Annotated in this window: 21 protein-coding genes and 1 riboswitch; of the genes, 13 read left to right on the forward strand and 8 right to left on the reverse strand. The window is 39.1% G+C overall.

Translation table 11 applies throughout. The annotated features are described in order from the left end of the window. Positions 1-39 precede the first annotated feature (39 nt). The 3 genes from AC1M84_RS10845 to AC1M84_RS10855 all read left to right on the forward strand — a co-directional run bounded on the left by AC1M84_RS10845 (position 40) and on the right by AC1M84_RS10855 (position 3,956). A complete protein-coding gene (locus tag AC1M84_RS10845) occupies positions 40-1,404 on the forward strand; it encodes a uracil-xanthine permease family protein (RefSeq protein WP_035270592.1) in 1,365 nt (454 codons plus the stop codon). Positions 1,405-1,465: 61 nt separating this feature from the next. Further along, positions 1,466-2,491 carry a class I SAM-dependent methyltransferase gene (locus AC1M84_RS10850; RefSeq protein WP_035270594.1) on the forward strand — a complete coding sequence of 342 codons (1,026 nt, stop codon included), beginning with the start codon at positions 1,466-1,468 and terminating at the stop codon, positions 2,489-2,491. A gap of 10 nt (positions 2,492-2,501) precedes the next feature. Beyond that, positions 2,502-3,956 (forward strand): amino acid permease, encoded by a 1,455-nt coding sequence (locus AC1M84_RS10855; RefSeq protein ID WP_481594979.1) that lies wholly within the window; start codon positions 2,502-2,504, stop codon positions 3,954-3,956. Positions 3,957-4,004: 48 nt separating this feature from the next. Here AC1M84_RS10855 and AC1M84_RS10860 read toward each other — a convergent pair whose 3' ends face one another. Next, on the reverse strand, positions 4,005-4,463 hold the full coding sequence (locus AC1M84_RS10860; protein ID WP_481593554.1) for an OmpA family protein: 459 nt from the start codon (positions 4,461-4,463) through the stop codon (positions 4,005-4,007). 108 nt (positions 4,464-4,571) lie between these two features. Further along, positions 4,572-5,624: an outer membrane protein Omp38 gene (gene omp38 / locus AC1M84_RS10865; RefSeq protein ID WP_481594980.1), complete on the reverse strand. Its 1,053-nt coding sequence runs from the start codon at positions 5,622-5,624 to the stop codon at positions 4,572-4,574. 372 nt (positions 5,625-5,996) lie between these two features. On the opposite strand from omp38, the gene AC1M84_RS10870 reads away from it, so the two are divergent. Beyond that, on the forward strand, positions 5,997-6,527 hold the full coding sequence (locus AC1M84_RS10870) for a GspH/FimT family pseudopilin (RefSeq protein WP_481594981.1): 531 nt from the start codon (positions 5,997-5,999) through the stop codon (positions 6,525-6,527). 101 nt (positions 6,528-6,628) lie between these two features. Further along, a complete protein-coding gene (locus AC1M84_RS10875) occupies positions 6,629-7,804 on the forward strand; it encodes a thiolase family protein (protein ID WP_481594982.1) in 1,176 nt (391 codons plus the stop codon). 164 nt (positions 7,805-7,968) lie between these two features. Here AC1M84_RS10875 and AC1M84_RS10880 read toward each other — a convergent pair whose 3' ends face one another. The 6 genes from AC1M84_RS10880 to AC1M84_RS10905 form a co-directional block, all read right to left on the reverse strand. Continuing rightward, the gene (locus AC1M84_RS10880; protein ID WP_092767536.1) at positions 7,969-8,955 is read right to left on the reverse strand and encodes a diaminopimelate dehydrogenase; all 987 of its coding nucleotides are present in this window, start codon (positions 8,953-8,955) and stop codon (positions 7,969-7,971) included. Between the two features lie 400 nt (positions 8,956-9,355). Beyond that, a complete protein-coding gene (locus AC1M84_RS10885; RefSeq protein WP_179998966.1) occupies positions 9,356-9,841 on the reverse strand; it encodes a DUF934 domain-containing protein in 486 nt (161 codons plus the stop codon). Further along, positions 9,834-11,477: a nitrite/sulfite reductase gene (locus AC1M84_RS10890; protein WP_179998965.1), complete on the reverse strand. Its 1,644-nt coding sequence runs from the start codon at positions 11,475-11,477 to the stop codon at positions 9,834-9,836. Before AC1M84_RS10890 ends, AC1M84_RS10885 begins: the two co-directional genes overlap by 8 nt. A 230-nt stretch (positions 11,478-11,707) precedes the next feature. Continuing rightward, complete coding sequence (locus AC1M84_RS10895) at positions 11,708-12,220, reverse strand: DUF1543 domain-containing protein (RefSeq protein ID WP_481593548.1); 513 nt, start codon at positions 12,218-12,220, stop codon at positions 11,708-11,710. A gap of 552 nt (positions 12,221-12,772) precedes the next feature. Next, positions 12,773-14,017: a tryptophan synthase subunit beta gene (trpB, locus tag AC1M84_RS10900; protein WP_035265544.1), complete on the reverse strand. Its 1,245-nt coding sequence runs from the start codon at positions 14,015-14,017 to the stop codon at positions 12,773-12,775. Then, positions 13,998-14,642 carry a phosphoribosylanthranilate isomerase gene (locus tag AC1M84_RS10905; protein ID WP_481594983.1) on the reverse strand — a complete coding sequence of 215 codons (645 nt, stop codon included), beginning with the start codon at positions 14,640-14,642 and terminating at the stop codon, positions 13,998-14,000. The genes trpB and AC1M84_RS10905 overlap by 20 nt, the downstream gene beginning before the upstream one ends. Positions 14,643-14,784: 142 nt before the next feature. Then, positions 14,785-15,000: riboswitch (cobalamin riboswitch) on the forward strand. A 37-nt stretch (positions 15,001-15,037) separates the two neighbouring features. Here AC1M84_RS10905 and AC1M84_RS10910 point away from each other — a divergent pair. From AC1M84_RS10910 to AC1M84_RS10945, 8 genes are all read left to right on the forward strand, one after another. Next, entirely contained in the window at positions 15,038-16,885 is a 1,848-nt protein-coding gene (locus tag AC1M84_RS10910) for a TonB-dependent receptor plug domain-containing protein (RefSeq protein ID WP_481594984.1), read from the forward strand. Positions 16,886-16,981: 96 nt separating this feature from the next. Continuing rightward, complete coding sequence (locus tag AC1M84_RS10915) at positions 16,982-17,566, forward strand: cob(I)yrinic acid a,c-diamide adenosyltransferase (protein ID WP_481593546.1); 585 nt, start codon at positions 16,982-16,984, stop codon at positions 17,564-17,566. A 138-nt stretch (positions 17,567-17,704) separates the two neighbouring features. Further along, positions 17,705-18,418 (forward strand): glycerophosphodiester phosphodiesterase, encoded by a 714-nt coding sequence (locus tag AC1M84_RS10920; RefSeq protein ID WP_481593545.1) that lies wholly within the window; start codon positions 17,705-17,707, stop codon positions 18,416-18,418. Positions 18,419-18,649: 231 nt separating this feature from the next. Continuing rightward, the gene (locus AC1M84_RS10925) at positions 18,650-19,816 is read left to right on the forward strand and encodes an acyl-CoA desaturase (protein ID WP_481593544.1); all 1,167 of its coding nucleotides are present in this window, start codon (positions 18,650-18,652) and stop codon (positions 19,814-19,816) included. A 148-nt stretch (positions 19,817-19,964) separates the two neighbouring features. Beyond that, positions 19,965-21,410, forward strand: a complete 1,446-nt coding sequence (locus AC1M84_RS10930; RefSeq protein ID WP_481593543.1) for a protein adenylyltransferase SelO — start codon at positions 19,965-19,967, stop codon at positions 21,408-21,410. A 69-nt stretch (positions 21,411-21,479) separates the two neighbouring features. Continuing rightward, positions 21,480-21,848 carry an MmcQ/YjbR family DNA-binding protein gene (locus AC1M84_RS10935; RefSeq protein ID WP_481589239.1) on the forward strand — a complete coding sequence of 123 codons (369 nt, stop codon included), beginning with the start codon at positions 21,480-21,482 and terminating at the stop codon, positions 21,846-21,848. A gap of 383 nt (positions 21,849-22,231) precedes the next feature. Then, complete coding sequence (locus AC1M84_RS10940; protein WP_481593575.1) at positions 22,232-22,375, forward strand: hypothetical protein; 144 nt, start codon at positions 22,232-22,234, stop codon at positions 22,373-22,375. Between the two features lie 16 nt (positions 22,376-22,391). Next, positions 22,392-22,655 carry a hypothetical protein gene (locus AC1M84_RS10945; RefSeq protein ID WP_481594985.1) on the forward strand — a complete coding sequence of 88 codons (264 nt, stop codon included), beginning with the start codon at positions 22,392-22,394 and terminating at the stop codon, positions 22,653-22,655. The last annotated feature ends 140 nt before the right edge of the window (positions 22,656-22,795 follow it).

A 22,795-nucleotide genomic window follows, 5' to 3' on the forward strand; every position in this document is an offset into this window, starting at 1 on the left:
GAATGTCGGCACTTTCGCTTAATCTAGATGGTATAGACCATGTCTGCTCCCGACCAATCTCAAGAACCGAAACTCGATCTTGTTTATGGTTTAGACGATAAACCAAAACCGTTCATCGCTTTTCTCGCTGCCATTCAGCATTTACTTGCCATTATTGTTCCGATTGTTACTCCTGGTCTATTGATCTGTTTGGCTTTAGGTGTTTCTAAAGAAGATACAAACATGATCCTCTCCATGTCATTGGTGATTTCAGGTATTGCGACATTCTTACAAAGTAAAAAGGTTGGTCCTTTCGGTGCAGGCTTACTAATTGTTCAAGGTACAAGTTTTAACTTTATCGGTCCTATTATTGGGATTGGCTCAGCAATGGTTGCCGCGGGAACTCCAGTTGAAACTGTTATGGGTTCAATTTTTGGTGTCGTGATTGCAGGCTCATTCATTGAAATGGGCGTTTCACGCATATTACCATGGGTGAAAAAACTCATTACTCCACTTGTGACTGGTATTGTTGTACTTCTCATTGGCTTAACCTTGATTAAAGAAGGTTTAATCTCAATGGGTGGTGGTTACCAAGCGATGGGGAATAACACTTTTGCCAATACAGACAATCTCATTATGTCTTGTACTGTTTTGGCATTAATCATTCTCTTAAACCGCTTAAATGTTACATGGGTCAAGAGTAGTGCGATATTAATTGCGCTGATCGTAGGTTATGCGTTAGCAGGCTTCATGGGGCATTTAGATTTTTCTGGCTTAGAAAATGCACCTTTGGTTCAAATCCCTACACCAATGCACTTTGGCTTAGACTTCTCTTGGAGTTTATTTATACCAATGGCATTTATTTATCTGGTTACTTCATTAGAAGCGATTGGTGATATCACCGCGACCTCTAAGTTGTCTAATCAGCCTGTTGATGGTCCGAAGTGGATGGAGCGCATTAAAGGTGGTGTACTTGTCAACGGTGCAAATTCCTTACTCGCAGGCTTATTTAATACTTTCCCGAGTTCTGTTTTTGCTCAAAACAACGGAGTAATCCAATTAACTGGTGTCGCTAGTCGCCATGTGGGTATATGGATCGCCGCGCTATTAGTTATTTTGGGTTTACTACCAGCAGTGGCTGCCATCATCCAAGCTGTTCCTCAAGCTGTACTGGGGGGCGCTGTCATGGTGATGTTTGGGGCTGTTGCAGCATCAGGGATTAATATCCTTTCTGGTATTCAGCTTGACCGCCGTGCATTGCTTATTATTGCAATTTCACTTGCTCTTGGATTAGGTGTTGCTCAAGTTCCACAGATTCTTGAACATATGCCTGAACTCATTCGTAATATATTTAGCTCTGGTGTAGCAACTGGCGGCATTGCAGCCTTGATCTTGAACTTCGTTCTACCTGAAGCAAAGAAATAATTTAGATTGAATCAAAGACTGCCCAGCATTGTCTGGGCTCTTTTATTCTGTGGAGAAATATATGGTTCCTCAAAGTGAAGTTGTTATTCGTCAACATAACTTTCTGAAAGGTCGAATATTATTAGTCAATGCGCCAACTGATGACTTAAGCACTCAGCTCGATAAAAATATTCAGGCTTCAGTATGGACATGGAATTATAACGACTTTCTATTTTTCCAAAATCAAAATATTCCTGTTCATTTTGGGACGGATATCCCTGAAGCAGAATATGATCAAGTCATTGTTTTTGTGCCTAAAGCCAAAGAGCTTTTGAATTACTTACTACACAGTGTGGTATTAAAACTCGGTCTTGGTGGATCAATTTTTCTTGTGGGTGAAAAGAAAGGTGGCGTTGAACGAGCAGCAAAACAACTCGTTCCATTTGGAAAATGTGTCAAACTAGATAGCGCTCGTCATTGTCAAATGTGGCAATTAATTATCGATCAGACTCCTACGCCTCGAGCTTTAGAAAATTGGGCTCAACAATATACAATTCAAACACCGAATGGCGAATTACAGATTTATGCTTTACCTGGTGTATTTAGTCAAAATAAACTTGATATTGGTACAGCTGTATTTCTCCCCTACCTCAATCGAGTGAGTTCAGGTAAAATCGCTGACTTCGGTTGTGGTGCTGGCATTATCAGTGCATATTTAGCCAAATTGAATCCCAAAAATCGTATTTTTGCGCTTGATGTGGATGCTTTTGCGCTCGCCTCCACCCGCCTAACATTTGAAAAAAATAATTTGTCACCAGAACAGCTCGAAATCAAAGCTGTGACTGGCATTGAAGATGCGCCACTATTTTTACATGCCATCGTCAGTAACCCTCCTTTCCATCAGGGTATATACACTGATTACAATGCGAGTGAGAATCTTTGTAAGACATCACGTCGCCATCTAAAATCTGGTGGTGAACTTTGGATCGTGGCAAATCGTTTTTTAAACTACCCAACTCTCATTGAGCAAAATTTTGGTCAATGTGAAACTTTGACTGATCAACAAGGCTTTAAAGTACTGTTTGCAAGTACTCAAAAGAAATCATAAGGAACTTTCGATGAGCGAAACCGGTCAACTTAAGCGAAAGCTTGGAGCACGCCATCTTAATATGATCGCCATTGGTGGTTCTATCGGTACAGGACTATTCCTAGCTTCGGGTGCAACAATTGCCAATGCTGGCCCTGGTGGTGCATTACTTGCCTATTGTTTAATTGGCGTAATGATTTACTTCCTCATGACCAGCTTAGGCGAACTCGCAACACACAATCCAACATCAGGTGCTTTCTTCACTTATGGCACCAAATATGTCGAAGGTGGATTTGGATTCGCGCTAGGCTGGAATTATTGGTACAACTGGGCGATAACCGTCGCATTTGAACTCGTTGCAGTTCAATTCATCATGAAATTTTGGTTTCCTGATATCCCAGGTTTCTATTGGAGTGCCATTTTTCTTGCTATCGTTTTTGGTATTAATGCCTTAACAGTCAAAGGTTTTGGTGAGTCTGAGTTCTTTTTCTCACTTATTAAAGTTCTTGCCATAATTGCATTTATCATCATTGGTATTTTCATGATTGCCAAAATCATGATGACACCCAATGTTGCAACTTTCGCAAATTGGTCGAAGGGTGAAGCGCCATTTGTAGGTGGTTTGTCAGCCTTAATTGGTGTTGCGATGATCGCAGGATTCTCATTTCAAGGTACTGAAATGGTTGGTGTTGCCGCTGGTGAATCAAAAGATCCGAAGAAAACCATTCCTATTGCGATTAAACAGATCTTCTGGCGGATTCTCTTATTCTATATCGTATGTATCTTTATTATCGGTACATTGATTGCATATGATGATCCTCGTCTAATGCAAGCTGCTTCAGATGAGAATATTGCATTATCACCTTTTACTTTACTCTATGAACAAGCAGGCTTCGCTTTCGCTGCAAGTGTCATGAATGCGGTCATTCTTACCGCTATCCTTTCTGCCGGAAATTCAGGAATGTACTCTTCCACACGAATGCTGTTTGATATGGCAAAAAATGGAAGTGCACCCAAAGTTTTCTCTAAACTTGATGGTCGCGGTGTACCAATGAACGCACTTTATGCTACGACAGCAATCGCAGCACTATGCTTCTTGACGACATTTATTGGTGAAGAGGAAGTATTTAATTGGCTTCTGAATATGTCTGGTATGTGTGGCTTTATCGTATGGCTTGGTATCGCAATCTCTCATTACCGATTCAGGAAAGGTTATTTGGCTCAAGGATATAAGTTGGAAGATTTAGCATATCGTGCAAAATTCTTCCCTTTTGCACCGTGGTTCGCTTTTATTTTGTGTGCAATCGTGGTGTTAGGTCAAAATTATCAAGCTATACTTGATGGTGAATGGATTGCTGTCATCTCCACTTATATTGGGATCTTCTTATTCTTAGCAATATGGCTAGTGTATAAGTTCAAGTACAAAACCAAGTTGATTCGATATCAAGATATGGATGTAAAACCAATTCAAGTCGAACAAGATTAATAAAAAACAGCTCAATTTGAGCTGTTTTTTTATTATTAGATTCTGATCTTATTGTATTTTTAAGGTTAAATTCACTCGACGATTCAATGCTCGACCCTCTTCTGTCGTGTTATCAGCGATTGGCTGATTTGGGCCATAACCTTGAGTCGAAATTTGTTTAGGATCAACATTATATTGCATCACCAATTCATTACGGACAGCATTTGCTCGCTCAAGAGATACTTTTTGATTCGCTGATACTGACCCTCGATTATCTGTATGTCCATCCACTTGAAGTATAAAACTTTTATTCTGCGCCAAAACTTTTGAAGCTACTGTTAAATAAGGTTGATACCGAACATCAATTTGACGGGAATTGTGATTAAAGTAGAGCGGTAAACCTTGTTTTAATTCATTTAATATTTTTTGATCCAAGTCTTGTACACCAGTAGTTGATTGCATCTTTGTCGTTGTACAAGCCGTCAAAGTTAAAGCAATGCATAAGCTTGCTATTAAACTATATTTCATCTTTATTCTCATTGTGTTGTTGATTATATTTTGTGAAATATATCACATTTATAAAAAATGGGTAAAAAAAACAGCTCCGAAGAGCTGTCTTTTATAATCTAGTAAAGATTATTGAGCTGCTGCTTCAGGTTGAGCAACTACTGTACGGCTACCAGAAATCGTAGCGAATACACGACGGTTCATCGCACGACCTTCTTTAGTTGCGTTGTCAGCAATTGGTTGATCCCAAGCGAAACCTTGAGTCGCTAAACGAGAAGCGTCAATGTTGTATTCGCTTACAAGAGCAGATTTCACAGAGTTAGCACGAGCTAAAGATAAACGTTCGTTCAACGCACGCGGACCAGTATTATCAGTGTGACCTTCAATACGAGCAGTTGCATTTGGATATTCGTTTAATTTTTCAGCTACTTTAGCAATTTCAGGCTTGTACTGATCTTTGATGTTAGACTTGTTCGTATCGAAGAATACGCGAAGTTCCATGTTAAGATCTTCAGTCAACTCTTGTGGAGCTGGTTGAACTGGAGCTGGAGCTGGTTGAACTGGAGCAACTTCTACTACTTCAGCAGCTGGCTTCAAGTGACCGCCTAAAACTACGTTAAGACCAGCAAGTGCTGTGTAGTTCCAGAAATCTTCGTCGATGTTATAAGTTGCACGAGCTTCTGTACGAACAGATAGAGCATCGTTCAAGCGCCAGAAAGCACCCACACCCGCATTACCTAAAGTACCTTCATCATCTTTAAGATTTACACCATCGTATTCATATTTGTAGTGACCAGCACCTAAAAGAACGTACGGCTTAACTTTGCTGTCATAGTTCTTAGTGATTAAATCAGAAGTAACATAGAAGTTACCATTGATTTGAGTTTGCTTATATTCTGCATCAAGAGTATTACCAGTAATTGCACCTTCGATATCACCCTTAACTTGGTTATATTCAGCTTCAAAACCTAACCATGGTGTTAATTCGATACCAAGTGCAGCACCAACAAATAAATCATCTTGAAGTTCAGGACCACCTGTTAAATGATCTTCCAAGCTATTATTGTGCTGAGTGTCTTGGAATGTGTAACCCACTAATAGTGGAGTAACAGTTACACCAGCATTAGCAGCAGCGAATGGAGCAGCAACAAGCATAGCAAGTGCGATACGACTCAATTTCATGGATATCCTCCAGAGATAACAATTGTTTTTCAAGCTCAGCCTAAAATAATTATGGCTTCCTGAGATAGGCTTTTTTATACCCCAGTATTTTTTTTAAGCTACTCATGTTGAATCATACAAACACTTAAAGTGAATTCCAAGTGTTTGATTACTTTAATCAAGTAAATTATTGACAAAATTACTTACAATTTCCGTTGTAATTCGGTAATTTTTTACTCAATTTATCAGCATGAATAACTTATCTTTTCATTTTTGGTATATTAACAGCATTCAAAGGTGATAGTAATCATTTTTTAGCACTTCAGCTTATAATATAACTTCACCAAGATTATCTATAAATTCAAATAATTAACAAATACTAGAAGCTTTAAAATGTATTCCTATTGTAAATCTCTTGCTTTTACCCTTTTAGAACTCATTTTCACGATCGTCATTATTAGTATTCTTGTGATGATAGCACTCCCTCATTATCATGAATTTCGTGAAAATCAAGAAAGGGCGCAAATTCTTAGCACGGTACGGCAGGCCATCAGCCAAGCTAAAGCCAATGCTGTAAGTTACCGAAGCCCTGTGATTATCTGTGCTTCTCAAGATTTAAAATCGTGTACGAACAGTCAATGGCATAAAGGGTTTATCATCTTTCTAGATCAGAATCACAATCAAGAATTCGATCCTCACGAAAAGCTTATTCAAGCAACCTCGACAGATTACCAATATGGTGATTTCAGTTGGAAAGGTGGTGTTACCAGCAAGAATACGATCACCTTCCAACCAGACTCTGGTTTACCACGTGGATCAATGGGACATTTTAAATACTGTGCACATTCAAATAAATCAAATCTAATCGTTAGACTTTCAATGATGGGACAGACTCGTCTTGAAGAAACTAAGACATGTGAATGACAACTTATCAGTCACATTTTACACACTATAGCCAATATTAATTGGCCTGATATTACATATACTCAAGCTGTAAAACAAAGCTAAATAAATTGGAGAGAATAATGACTGATATCGTCATCCTTAATGGTGCACGTACAGCAATGGGCGGCTTTCAGGGAAGTTTATCAAGTGTGACTGCACCAGAACTGGGTGCAGTGACCATTAAAGAGGCTATCTCACGCTCGGGTTTGCAGCCAGCAGACATTGAAGAAGTCATTATGGGTTGCGTTTTGCCTGCAGGTTTAAAACAAGGCCCTGCTCGCCAAGCTATGCGCAAAGCTGGACTACCTGACTCGACAGGTGCAGTGACAATCAATAAATTATGTGGGTCAGGCATGAAAGCTGTGATGCAAGCAGCTGATATGATTAAAGCTGGTTCAGCAAATTTTGTGGTTGCAGGCGGTATGGAGTCTATGACCAACGCTCCTTACGTCTTACCTAAAGCACGTGGTGGTTACCGCATGGGTCATGGTGAAATCAAAGATCATATGTTCTTCGATGGTTTAGAAGATGCTGAAACTGGTCGTTTGATGGGCTCATTTGCTCAAGATATGGCCAACACTAAAGGCTATACGCGTGAGCAAATGGATGACTTTGCAATACGTTCATTAAGACGCGCTCAAACTGCGATTACTGAAGGTTACTTCAATGATGAAATCGTCCCTGTTACTGTGTCAACTCGTAAAGGAGATGTCATTGTAGATAAAGATGAGCAACCTTTTAACGCAAACATCGATAAAATCCCAACTCTACGTCCTGCTTTTGCTAAAGATGGTACGATCACTGCTGCCAATGCCAGTTCGATTTCTGATGGTGCTTCAGCCTTGGTTATCAGCTCATCTGAGCAAGCACATGCAAAGGGTTTAAATCCTTTAGCAAAAATTGTGGCATATGCCTCTAATTCACAACATCCCTCTGAGTTTACGATTGCACCAGTCGGTGCAATCCAAAAGGTTCTCGATAAAACAGGTTGGAATGTTGAAGAAGTCGACCTTTGGGAAATCAACGAAGCTTTTGCAATGGTTACGATGTGTCCTATTGACGAGTTCAAACTTGACCCTGAAAAAGTAAATATCAACGGCGGAGCATGTGCTTTAGGACATCCAGTAGGATCTACAGGTTCACGGATTATTTTAACGCTAATCCATGCACTTAAACGCACAGGTGGTAAACGTGGTATTGCTGCGCTTTGTATCGGTGGTGGTGAAGCAACTGCAGTGGCGATTGAGTTAATCTAAAGCGTCTAAAGCCCCTATTTTTCAAAGAGGGGCTTGAGGGAGATTTAAATCATCAATCCTCCCCTAAACCCTCCTTGACTGAAGGAGGGTAAATAAAAAAGCCTCTACTTAGCTAGAGGCTTTTTTATAATCTCAATTCAAAGCATAACTTTGAATTATTAGACTTAAAGAATTTCTTTACGTAGTTGCTCTGGAGATTTCATTGACAATAAGCCTGGTGCAACGTCAAATGCAGTTTTCGCGCCATATTGACCCATTTGATTCATGCGGTAGCATGCACGTGCATAAGCCACAAGTACACTTGCAGTAAACTCAGGATTGCTATCTAATTTCAACGAAAACTCCATTACTTGAGTCTGCTCTGCACTACTATTACCACTGCGAATGACAAATCCACCATGGGGCATACGATTATGCTCGTTACGAAGCGTTTCTTCATCAATGAAGTTCACAGTCGTGTTGTACTCTGCAAAATAGTCTGGCATGGTCACAATCGCCTGCTTTACGGCTTCAGCGTCAGCACCATTTTCAAGCACAACATAACATTCACGAGTATGCTTTTCTTTAGTGGTTAATACAGGACGTGAACCACTACGAACTTTATCAATCGCATCTTGTGATGGAATAGTATATTGAACACCTGCTTTAACACCCGCCACACGGCGAATCGCATCTGAGTGACCTTGACTCAAACCCTTACCCCAGAAAGTATAGGTTTCACCATCTGGTAATAATGCCTCACCAAATAGACGATTAATTGAGAACATGCCTGGATCCCATCCAATCGAAATCATTGCCGTTTTTTTGTTAGCAAGTGCAGGCTCATTCACTGCTTCAAAAAACTCAGGAATACGTGCATGCGTATCAAAACTATCTACTGTGTTGAATTTACTTGCCAATTCAGGTGTTTGTTTTGGAAGATCATCTTTAGATCCACCACATAAGATCAACACATCAATTTTGTCTTGAAGGTCATTTAAGTCATCCATATGAAAAACTTTCGTGTCACTAAAGCAAGGAGACACTGATTCAGGTGCACGGCGTGTAAAAATTCCCACAAGCTCTAAATCTGGGTTCTTTTGAATTGACGTTTCAACGCCACGACCGAGGTTGCCATAACCGACAATACCAATACGAATCAAATTTTGCATAACAACTGCTTCACTATTTAAATGATGGCAAGATCACTAGACTGAGTACTAAACATATACCGCAAAACAGTCTGATTGAATGGAGAAAAACCCGCACCAAAAATGATCAAATGAATACTAACATACTACAATAAACTGCACTTTTTTGGAGCAAATTTATCATTTAAATCAGTGTTAATCGATCAATTGAATCATATAAAAAACCGCTACACTAAAGGCTTTGTCGCTATATATTTCTGAATGAATTAAAAATTCTGCTCTAAATAGGCTTATGATTAAAATTTGACCTTCTATGTGTCATTTTGAATAGCGCTTAGGCTGAACTATGAATACCTAAATCTTGTTTCCATCAAATAAAAAAAGCTGAACCTAAGTTCAGCTTTTTTATCACTTAATAAAATTAAGCACCCGTTTGATAATTTGGTTTTGGTACAGCAGTCGACGCTTGGTAAGGTTGAGTAAAGTCGTTTAAACCTGCCGCTGCTTCTGCAATGTCTTTACCTTCTTTAATCACGAAAGTATCGAAACCAGCACGCTTCATGTAGTTCAACACGTCTTTGAATATATCACCTGTTGCACGAAGTTCGCCTTGGAAGCCTTGGCGACGTAACAATGCGGCAAATGAATACCCACGACCATCGTTAAAACCTGCAAACTCAATAAAAATTGCATCTAACTGATCAAGCGGGAACTCATTGGTTTCAGGAGAGGCATCAACCGTTAAGTAGAGCGCTTTTTTGCCTGAAACATTTTCAATTTGATCCAACTGTTCAACGCTTAGAACTACATCACCTTGTGGTAAAACGCCATCTTCACCGATCAATTGATAGGTGTTGTCTGCAATCGTGCCATCTTTAGAGAGCACTTGTAGTGCGGTATTAAGCATATGCACGCTCCTTAAATGGTTGGATACCGACACGGCGATAAGTATCAATGAACTCTTCACCTTCTTGACGTAAATCAAGATAAGTGTTCAAAATTTCTTCCACCACATCTGGTACTTTTTCAGCAGCAAATGATGGTCCTAAGATGTCACCGATTGAGGCATCATGGTCTGCATTACCACCCAATGTAATTTGGTAAAATTCTGCGCCTTTCTTATCGACACCTAAAATACCAATATTACCCACATGGTGATGACCACAGGCATTCATACAACCTGAGATATTCAAGTCCAATTTACCTAAGTTGTAAATCGTATCTAAATCATCAAAGCGGCGTGAAATTGCTTCAGAAATTGGAATCGATTTCGCATTTGCCAAAGAACAGAAATCACCACCTGGACAGCAGATAATATCGGTTAAGAAACCAATGTGCGCTCGAGCCAGGTTATTCTTTTCAAGAATCGTCCAAAGCTCAAATAAATCTTTTTGCGGTACATCAACAAGGGCAATATTTTGCTCATGCGTGGTACGCAATTCACCAAAAGTGTACTTATCTGCAAGATCAGCAATCAAGTTCATTTCTTCAGTGGTCACGTCACCTGGTGCAACGCCTGCACGTTTCAATGAAATTGTTACGATGCGGTAACCTTTCACTTTGTGTGCATTGGTATTGATGTTAAACCATTGTTTGAATTTCGGATGTGCAGCAAACAGTTCTGAGAAATCTTCATCTGCATAATCTTGGTACGCAAATGGTGTAAAGTTCTGGTCCATTTTCGCCAGAGTATCTGCATCAACTTTTAAAGTTTTAATTGTATGTGCAAATTCAGCTTCAACTTTTTCAGCAAAAACTTCAGGTGTTAAAGCTTTTACCAAGATTTTGATACGAGCTTTATATTTGTTATCACGACGACCATGTAAGTTATACACACGAAGTACTGCTTCTAAGTAAGCAATAAGGTCTTCACGTGGTAACCACTCTTTGATCACAGCACCAATGATCGGTGTACGACCTAAACCACCGCCAACCATGATTTTATAACCCATTTCACCCGCTTCATTGCGAACGATATACACTCCGATATCATGAAATGCTGTTGCAGCACGGTCGATTTCAGCAAGTGCAGAAACTGCGATCTTGAACTTACGTGGCAAGAATGCAAATTCTGGATGGAAAGTTGACCACTGACGAATCAACTCACATGTCGGTCTTGGATCTTCAATTTCACCAGCAACAACACCTGCATATTGGTCTGTCGTTGTATTACGAATACAGTTACCAGATGTTTGAATCGCATGCATTTGGACTGATGCCAACTCTTGCAACATGTCTGGCACATTTTCTAATGCTGGCCAGTTAAATTGAAAGTTTTGACGAGTAGAAACGTGTGCATAACCACGGTCATACGCTTTAGCGAGTTCAGCAATTTTACGAAGCTGTTTAGAGTTCATCAAACCATAAGGTACAGCGACGCGAAGCATCGGCGCATAACGCTGAACATATAATCCATTTTGTAAACGTAATGGACGATACTCATCTTCAGTAAGCTTTCCAGCTAAATAACGTTCCGTTTGATCACGGAATTGTGCAACACGTTCATTGATCAGTTGCTGATCGAAATCAGTATATAAATACATGGCGTACAGCTAGTAGTTTAATTTTAACGAAGCACAGCATAGCTTTTATTCATCTATCAATAAAATGCGTTTTTTACATATTTAATAGCGGTTTTATTGATATGTAATCACTCGAATCACTGATATATAGACAAGCTCTGGATTCCAGCACTTATTCCACATAAAGATTTTATTTAGCTATTCTTAGCACATAAATTCATATAGATAGTAAATTTGTTCTTTATTAAAAATTATCCGATCGTGATGTATGTATTTTCCCAGTAACCTTCTTTAAATTGACCCTCAATCAATTGCACATAACGACCATGCACATGATCAATGGCAATACAGTCATCCACATCTAGCACGCGGTCCGTATGTTGTTTATGCCAATCTTTTCCAAAGAATGATTTTCCACGCTCTTTAGCCGATGCAGTATTTAAAGCTGGTACTAATACATAACGATGTAACTCTCCGAACTCATTAACGTGGTACCCACCTAAATTAATCAACCAGAGTTTCATTTCGTTTTCATTAGGAGCTGCATCTGTAAAATGGATTTGGAATTGCTGCTCATTATATTCCACTCCATTTACCTTCGCCCAAGCATCAATATGTAAGCCTTTCTGCTCACCAAACCAAGCATTTTTGAGTTGAGGATAGACTTCTTCCAGTGATTCCCCAACAGCCAAGACCACATCATGCACTTCAGTATTGGCATGTGCATGACGACCACCGAGCATTACAAGAAATAGGCTTGGCATGGTTGATTTCCTTTGGCTTTGACAAGACCATTAATCATACCTGAATTTGGATTTGCCACTACTGAAAAGAATGGATTGGCTGTGTTACTGATTTTTATACAGGGTTTAAAGATTAACCTGACTAATTCAACGATATTGGATACGTGGTGGCGACATGGATGCCCCCCGTTGAGCAGTATTACAAGAATGTAATATCTGCTCAACAGAAAGCCTTCGGTTACTTTGGGCTTTTCCAAAGTAACGTAAAAGTAAGTCCACGAAATACGTCTTCAAACCTGAATCTCAAATAGATTCACCCTCCAAAATGCCTTACTTTTTTCGGTAAAAGTAACAAAACCATTTTGTATTTCTGATGATACTTCCCTGTATCACAGAAATACAGGCTACATCCATGTCGCCGATCCAAAAATCAAATTTTAGGAAAATGTTTTAGCTTTTCTAGAGCGCATAAAAAAAATCGCATCCAATGGCTTAAATGCGATTTTCTAAATAGCACCTCTCCCCTTACGAAGCAGTGCTTCTCATTCCAAAGGGAGAGACTTAAAGGGTGAATTACATTTCTACCATTTCCACGCCATCAATGCGTGCAACTGTCATTAAGTCTTTATCACCACGACCTGAAACCGTCGCAATAATAATTTGATCTTTAGACATCGTTGGAGCCAACTTAGTCACATATGCCATCGCATGCGAACTTTCAAGTGCAGGAATAATACCTTCAATCTTAGTTAAGTCACGGAAGCCTTGTAATGCTTCATTGTCATTAATTGGAACATACTCAACACGCTTCATATCTTTTAAGAAGCTATGCTCTGGGCCTACGCCAGGATAGTCCAAACCTGCTGAAATTGAGTGTGTTTCAATAATCTGACCTTGTGCATCCGACATCAGATAAGTACGGTTACCATGCAGCACACCAACATGACCAGCATTTAATGGAGCAGAGTGTTTACCAGTTTCAATACCGTAACCAGCTGCTTCAACACCGTACATTTTCACATCTTGATCATTCAGGAATGGATAGAACAAGCCCATCGCATTTGAACCACCACCGACACACGCCACGAGGGCATCAGGTAAGCGACCGGCTTGTTCCTGAATTTGACGACGTGCTTCACGACCAATGATCGATTGGAAATCACGTACCAATTGAGGATATGGATGTGGACCTGCAACTGTACCAATCACGTAATAAGTAGAATCGACATTTGTTACCCAATCACGCATGGCTTCGTTCATGGCATCTTTTAATGTTTTAGAGCCACTTTCGACAGGAACAACAGTCGCGCCCAATAAACGCATGCGATATACATTCATCGCTTGGCGTTTCACATCATCTGCACCCATGTATACGACACATTCAAGCCCTAATCGCGCTGCGATGGTCGCTGTTGCCACACCATGTTGACCTGCACCAGTCTCAGCAATGATACGTTTTTTGCCTGATAACTTCGCCAGCAAAGCCTGACCAATCGTGTTATTTACTTTATGGGAGCCAGTATGGTTCAAGTCTTCTCGTTTTAGATAGATTTGTGCACCACCCAACTCCTTTGACCATCGCTCAGCATAATAAAGCGGACTTGGACGACCTACATAAAAAGCGAGGTCACGGTCGAATTCTGCCAAAAACTGTTCGTCATTTTTCATTCGGAAATACAGTTGCTCTAGATCTTCTAGTGCAGCCATTAAAGTTTCTGACACAAAACGTCCGCCATGGATACCGAAATGCCCTTTTGCATCAGGGTATTGGGTATAGTCAATCACTTGATCTTGTTGATTAACGGTTTGCTGATCCACGATGGACTCCTTGCATAAAGCGTTCTACGAGTTGTTGGTCTTTTATACCTTTTGCGGACTCTACACCGCCGCTCACATCCACAGCATATGCTTGTGTTGTAAGAATTGCTTGCTCGATATTGTCAGGGTTTAGTCCTCCTGCCAAGATCAATGGAATATTTAATTTTGGAAATGTTGTCCAATCAAAGCTGTGGCCTGTTCCGCCCTTTAAATCTGGATGCCATGCATCCAACAACACAGCACTCGCACCAAACTTTTGATATTTATTGATTTCTTCAACGATATCTAGTTCTGGTTTTACTTGAATTGCTTTATACCAGCGGCGACCCACTGCTTGAGCAATTTGTTTGCACTGTTCTGGACTTTCATCGCCATGAAACTGCAAAATATCTAAAGGGACTTTTTTAAGTATATTTTGGATCTCTTCGGCTGAACTATTAACAAATAATCCAACTGATTGCACATAAGCAGGAATCGCTTGAACCAACAGTGCTGCTTGCTCAACATCTACGTGTCTTGGACTTGGTGGAAAAAACACAAGTCCTATTGCATCCGCACCAGCTTGCACAACAGCTTGGACATCTTCTAATCGGGTAATCCCACATATTTTTGCACGAGTTCGCATCTATTCTAGCTCTAATCCACCCTCATCATAGCCGATCTATCATTTTTGGGCGCTTCATTGTAAAGCAATTTTTTCATCTTGCGTAAAGTTCACTCAGAATATTCGGTGTGAAGATTGTTTAAATGAGAAGCGCTCTTTATACTGCGCTCAAATTGCAACAAGTCAAAGCAATCGCTTTAGGGAAGTTGGTGAAAATCCAACACTGCCCCCGCAACGGTAAAAAATGAAAAGCATTTCTCAATAGATTTCTGATTTTTAGAGATTTACACCACTGCATGTCATATGTGGGAAGGTGGAAATGTAAGTAATCCAGTTACTACATTTGAGTCCGGATACCTGCTTGTTGTGTTCTTCCACTCAATCATTCACGGGGAAGTGAATGTATGGAGCATGTTATGTCTATTCAATGTCAACCAACAGCTTTGGTTGGTGCAATCGCTATTGCGATGGGTTTTTCAACGTCTGTAACAGCAACGACTGAAGCTCAAACTTCTGCAAAATCTTCTTTAAGCACGATTGTGGTTACAGCTTCTCGTAGTGAACAAAATATTGAAAATGTGCCTGCGCGGATTTCAATTATTGAGCCTAAAGTTCTAGATCAATCCCCTATTGTATCTTTACCTCACTTATTAATTAATGATGCATCAATCAATATGGTTCAGACTGGCGGATATGGACAGCAAGCTTCTATTTTTTTACGTGGAACTGAGTCTGACCATACTTTAGTCATGCGTGATGGTGTTCGTTTAAATACACCCTCTCAGGGTTCAGCATCAATTCAATTTATTGACACAACAGACCTGAAGCAAATTGAAGTTCTTAAAGGACCGGCATCTGTACTTTATGGTACTGATGCTATTGGTGGTGTCATACAACTTGTATCTAAAACACCGGTAAAAACAGGTGCATTTGTTACAGGCGAAATTGGTGAAAACAAAACTTATAAATCAATTGTAGGTGCCGACTTTGCTGAAAATGGTTTGTATACACAAATTCGCGGTCAACGTTTAGAATCTGATGGCACTGAAGTATTAAGCAACAGTAATCAAAAATATGCATATGATCAAAAAGGATACAGCGCAAAATTTGGTGTCGACAAAGAAGCTTTTTCTGCATCTTTAGATTACAGCCAAAATGAAGGAAATGGTGCTTACAACTTAAACGGCAATTTAGTTTCACAAGATTTTCAAAATGAAATTGTGAACTTAAAGGGTAAGGTTAAAATCACATCAGATCTTGAATTAAATGCCCGTTTATCACAGTTTAAAGATGATTTAGACCAAATGGACAAGCCTGACTTTGTTCACAATACCTCTAAAGAAACTGAAGTTTATGGAAAATGGCAATTCACACCTTCTCAAAATATTCTAATGGGGGTAACTCATAAAAATATTGAAGCAGATATTTTATCTAAAAGTGATTGGGATCCTATGTATGATGTTGAATATAGTCGTAAAAACAACAGCACAGGCTATTTTGCTCAACATCAATACCAAGCAAATAATATCGATGCGCAATTTGGCATTCGCTTGGAAGATGATGAACGTTTCGGCTCACATACCGTTGGTCAAGGGGCTGTAAAATATCACTTTAGCCCATCTACAAGTATCTATACCAATATTGGTAGCTCATTTAGAGCACCAAGTATGAATGATTTATATGCAAAAAATTGGGGTAGCAACCCAAACCTAAAACCTGAAGAAGGCTTTTCATATGAAGTTGGTTTAGATCAGAAAGTTACAGAAAACTCTTTAATTTCTTTATCTGTATATCGTAATGAAGTAGACAATCTGATTACTTCAAAAAATAGCACCCTCATAAATGTAAATAAGTCTAAATTTACAGGTGGTGAAGTTTCTTATAAATGGAATACAGATGATTTATTCTTAAATGCTTCTTACGCTTATGTGCAAGCAAAAAACTTAGAAACAGATGAAGATTTGCAAAAGCGCCCTCGTCAAAAAGCAACACTATCAGCAGGCTTACAAAATGAGGTTTACGGAATTAGCACTTCTATAGTTGGTAGCTCTAAGTCTAAAAGTTACAGCACTCAATACAATAATCCTGGTTATGCAACCATCGATGTAAATGCTTACTGGAATATAAACCCCAATATTAAACTATTCACTAATATTGAAAATATTGGTGATGTTCAATATGAAACTGAATACTCTAGTGGGAATGGTATTTATTACATCAATGGTGGTCGCCAAGCTTCCGTTGGTGTTACGTTCAAGTACTAATTTCATCAACCTATAGCTAAATACTTTTTGAGGATAATGTCACAGCTGTGGCATTATCCTTTTTAAATTGCGATATCTAAATATTAAGGAAATAACATGGGACACCGTTTAAGTAAAATTTACACACGCACAGGTGACTGCGGAACGACTGGACTAGGAGATGGTTCACGTGTACCTAAAGATGATTTACGTATCGATGCGTTAGGTGATGTCGATGAACTCAATGCGACCATTGGTGTATTACGTTCGCACATTGTTTTAAGCAGCATTGAAAACAAAACTCAATGGGATAAATCACTCAGTCTGATACAACACTGGTTATTCGATTTAGGCGGTGAAGTATGTATCCCGGGCTTTAACTTGGTTCAACCAGTATCAATTGAGTTCTTAGAAAAAGATATTGATCGTATGAACGAAGAATTACCCATGCTAAAAGACTTTATTTTGCCAGCTGGTACATTAGTCTGTAGCTATGCACATCAAGCACGTGCTGTCTGCCGTAGAGCTGAACGCAGCGTGATGTCTGTCCATCAACGTGATCAAAATATCCAAGCTACATCATTGCAACTTTTGAACCGCTTATCTGATTGGTTATTCGTCGCATCTCGTACCCTACAACGTGCTGAAGGTGGTTCAGAAGTGCTTTGGCAAAAGAATATCAATGAGACGATTGAGCCCTGACCTTAAAAGTGTAAAAAGTTCTTCATGTTGATTGCCCCATCCACTTAAAATGCTTTTTTGATCAAAATTTTGATTTAAAATCGTCATATTTCATTCATGATTTAGCACTAAAATCACCCTGAAATTTCAGGGTGTTTTATGAAAATAATTGGTCATCGTGGTGCGCGTGGGGAAGCACCTGAAAACACCCTCGGTGGCTTTCAATATATTCAAGATATTGGTATAAGCGCTGTAGAATTTGACGTCCGTCAACTCAAAGATAATGCGCTGATCGTGATGCATGATGATGACTTTATTCGTACTACGGGCCAAGCTAAACATTTATACGAATGTAATGAGCAAGATTTAGCGCAGTATAATCATGCCGTAACGTGGTCTGAATGGAATAAAGTCGAAACTACACCGCTACTCGACCAAACCCTCAAAATTATTCATAATTTTAATCATATTGAAGTTGAGGTCAAAGCTGTTGAATCGATGAAGGCCGCAGAAAAAATTGTCGATGCCTTAGATCAACAATTAATTGGCTTTGAAGATTCAGCCATTATCACCAGTTTCGATCCTAAAATTCATCAAGCCCTTCAAAAGCAAAAATCAAGGTTTAAGCGTGGATTACTGGTTGAAACCGATATAAAGCATGCAGCCATTGATCAAGCTTTGAAATTTGAATGTTGTCAAATTGGTTGGATGAACGAACTTGCTACAAATGAGATCATTGCATCCACACTTTCCGCAAATTTAAATATTAGTATTTGGACAGTCAATCATATAGATCGTGCGAAACAGCTTAAGGATTTAGGAGTCCAAGGCTTAATTACTGATTATCCCAAGTTAATGATGTCTCACCTATAATATATTTAAATTCATAGCTTTAAGTGATTATTTTTCTCTAATTTATTTTTTGAAATTCGTCCAAAGTCGAATTTATACAATTATGTATTCTGTTACGGTTTAAACAATACAACTGTACAATAATGCTAGTGAACACATGTTCGCCCATGTTAGTATTAACGAGTCTAACCTCACAAATTTGTGAGTGGATTTAGTTTTAACCTATTAAAGGTTCTAGGAGTGCTGTTGGAGATGAATGCTCCCCTACCCAAAGCCCCAATCAACTGGATTGCAGTATTTGCATTGGTGTTTTTACCTATTGTCGCCGTTATTGCGATTCCACTTTATTCTTATCATCATGATTTCTCGCTTGCTGCGTGGATCAGTATGTTTGCGCTGTTGGGTCTGAGTAGTCTTGGCATTACCGCAGGTTATCACCGCTTATGGGCACATCGTGCTTATGAAGCGACTGTACCACTCAAAATCATTTTAATGATTATGGGAACCTTTGCTGTACAAAACAGCATTTTGTATTGGGCCTCAGGTCACCGTACCCATCATCGTCATGTTGATGATGTAGAAAAAGATCCCTACTCAATTAACAATGGCTTCTGGTACGCGCACATCGGTTGGATGCTACGCAACTATCCAGCAGCTGAAGCAAATTACAAAAACGCCCCTGATTTATTGGCTGACAAAATTGTCATGTTCCAGGATAAATATTACATCCCTCTCGTGATTGTCGTTCATGCCGCTATTCTTCTTCCTATTGGATGGGCAGTTGGTGATGTCTGGGGAGTGTTATTGTTGGGTGGTTTAATGCGCTTAATTTTAAGCCATCATGTGACTTTCTTTATCAACTCGCTATGCCATATGTGGGGCAAACGTCCTTACACAGATGAAAATACTGCACGTGACAACTTCGTTCTTGCTATTGCGACTTGGGGTGAGGGTTATCATAACTACCATCATATCTTCCAATACGACTATCGCAATGGCGTAAAATGGTGGCAATACGACCCAACTAAATGGTTGATCTGGACGTGTTCAAAACTAGGGTTAGCAAAAAACTTACGACGTATTCCAAGCTTTAATATTAAAAAAGCTGAGCTTGCAATGAAGTTTAAATATGCGCAACAAGATCTCGCTGTCTACGGCCATAACGTGAATGATGATATCGTGACAGTTAAAACAAAAATTGCTCAAGAATATGAAGCATTTACGCAAACTCTAAATGATTGGGCGAAGCTTAAAGAGCAAGAAATTAATGCCAAAAAAGCAGCTGTTGCTGAAAAAATTCACCTAATGGATAGTAAACTGAAAGTTGAATTCCAATTGGTTGAACAACGTTTATCTCATCATAGAGAGACATTGAACTTATTGGTTCGTAATTTAAAGAAATCACCAGTATCTGAATAACTCATTCAAGAGACTCTTCAGTTACTCCAAAGCTCCGTTGATCGGGGCTTTTTTTATTTTTTCGATACCATTTCCAATGTAGCAGTCACAGTTTTATGTATCGAATTTTGCTATAGTCAAAGTTGTTCATCACATTTTGAAAAATTATATGCAGTTCAATTCTCGCTATAACACACTACCCGCTCGACTGTATCATCATCAACAACCTCTTCCTCTAAAAGGGGCTAAACCTGGTCATTTTAATGAAGCACTTGCAGATGAGTTACTGTGGACTCAAGAAGATAAGATGAACTGGGTAGAAATCTGTAGCGGGCAAAAAACTTTTGCTGAGTTTGAACCTTTGGCGATGGTATACGCGGGTCACCAATTTGGACAATGGGCTGGACAGCTTGGTGACGGTCGCGGTTTACTCATTGCTCAAATCCTAGACCAAAATAACAACACGGTCGATTTACACCTTAAAGGTGCTGGCTCTACCCCCTATTCTCGGAGAGGCGATGGTCGTGCAGTGTTACGTTCCGTTATTCGTGAATATTTGGCTGGACACGCCCTCAATGCCCTAGGTGTTCAATCCAGTAATGCGATTGGTTTTGTATCATCAGATCAAGGTGTACAACGAGAAAAACTTGAACGTGGCGCGATGATGTTGCGTACGTGCGAGACACATATTCGCTTGGGTCACTTTGAATGGATTAATCAATTTCAGCCAGATCTACTGCAAGAATTTACGCAAAAGTGCATTGAATGGCACTACCCTGAATGTTTGGAGACAGAACAACCTGTTCTTTCTTTTGCAACTCAAGTCATTCAACGTACTGCGATCATGATCGCCAAGTGGCAACTGATTGGTTTTGCGCACGGGGTCATGAATACTGACAACCTGAATATTACCGGCTCAACTTTAGATTTCGGACCTTATGGTTTTATGGAGCGTTTCCGTCCTAATTGGATCAACAATCATTCTGATTACCAAGGACGCTATACGTATCAGAACCAACCGAGTATCGGGCACTGGAATTTATGGACTTGGTTAAATAGTCTCATTTATCTTTGTCCAGAAAATTATGATCGAGAGCAATGGAAACAAGACTTGTCTTACTGTTTAGAACACTATGAACCAACGTTCCTGGAACACTATAAACTTGGTTTAAGTCAAAAAATGGGATTACCAAGTTTTCATAAAGATAGCTTTGATTGTGGTATGGCTTTTCTACATATTTTACAAACAGAACAACTTGATTACACCCAAAGTTTTATTCGTTTACAGAATAAAGCGTATGAACAAATCAAAGATGATTGCCTTGATCGTATCGCATTTGAGCGGTTTCTTCACCAATATCTCTCAATACGAGAAAATCAAGACACTGACGATCTCGATCAAGCGATGTTAACAGCCAATCCACACTACGTTCTACGAAACCATATGGCACAGAAAGCAATTGAACTTGCTGAACGTGATGATTTCTCTGAAGTTGATCGCTTGTTCAAACTTCTTCAAACACCATACACCAAACAAGAACGTCTTGAACAACCAGAAGACTTAGGCCCTTTAGCTAGTGATGTCCCTGAAATTCAAGTCAGTTGTTCATCATAAGTTATTCACAAACCTCTCTCATTCTGTGGATAATTTAATCATTATCCACAATAACCATTCGTTTTGACTATGCATTTACATCAATTGGCAGCATCACAAGCTTTAAAACTTCCTGAAGTCACTGTCAGTCAACCGTTTGGTGAGGGATGTGATGTTTATAAAATTATGGATAAAGTCTTTTTGCTCGCATTTCATTTACAAGGCAAAGCTGCGATTAATTTAAAAGTCGAACCAGATCATGGACATATGTTAAAAGATATTTATCCTTATATTCGATCTGGATGGCACATGAATAAACGACACTGGGTTTCAATCTATGATGAATCTGAATTGGATGAAGAGCTTATCAAAGATTTGATCTCCAATTCCTATAATCTTGTGGTATCGAAGCTTAAAAAAGCCGAACAAAAGCATATCGCTTTACTCAGAGTCATTTGAATAAAGTTAAAAATTGCTTTTCTATAACAATAATTACGCTAAATTAATAAATAGTAGTAATACGAAAAACTTATTCTATATTTGGGTTATATCATTACAACTCTATGAGTACGATATTTATTATGGATATATAACAACTTTTTGGATTATCAACTCAGATGATCTTAGAGCTAAAACAAGAAATTATTAATAGTGACATTATCGATTGTGGGCCGCGTTTGGACTTAGTTAAACAATGTATTTACATCTCATTTGAGCATGGGCTTGGAGTAAGTGGTTTATTATCTTCAAATCTACCAACACAAGCTATGATTCTACTTAGATGACAATTTGAAGCTGTAGTCAGAGCATATTGGTTATTATTTCTTGCAAGTAATCATCAAATATCAAAATTGCAATTTAGTTACACATTTGAAGAGCAATTTGAATCCGACACATGTCCAATGATTTCTGAAATGCTTGATAAGCTTGGTGCTGCAAACTTACCTGCTCAGCCAATAATTTTGGTGGCTATTCACCCTTTGTGATTTCAAAAAATATCATTTGAAGCAACTTAACTCCATAGTACATACTGTAAAACAGTCATTTACTAGAGATGTTATGGGATATGAAGATGAGATGCTGATCACCTTGATGCGCCAATCAAATAACTTAATAACCGTAGCTGCACAGATAATCTTAAAGCACACAGTTCCTGATAAACAAAAATATATTAGTGTTTTGATCGAAAAATATAGATATTGTTTTTATATGGTTGATGATGTTGATCCTATAGTAAAAGCTAGAGTCGAAGCTTACTTTAAATAAAAATGCGATAGCCACCTCTAATAAGCTCATATCCTAACAAAGTTACATGAAAGTTGCATATGAAATGGCCAATTGTAGAGACCCTAACCAAAACCAACGCACCAAAAAAAAGCGAACTTCTAGATTCGCTTTTTTTTTAT

This window comes from Acinetobacter sp. 24-47-66 (genome assembly GCF_056779755.1).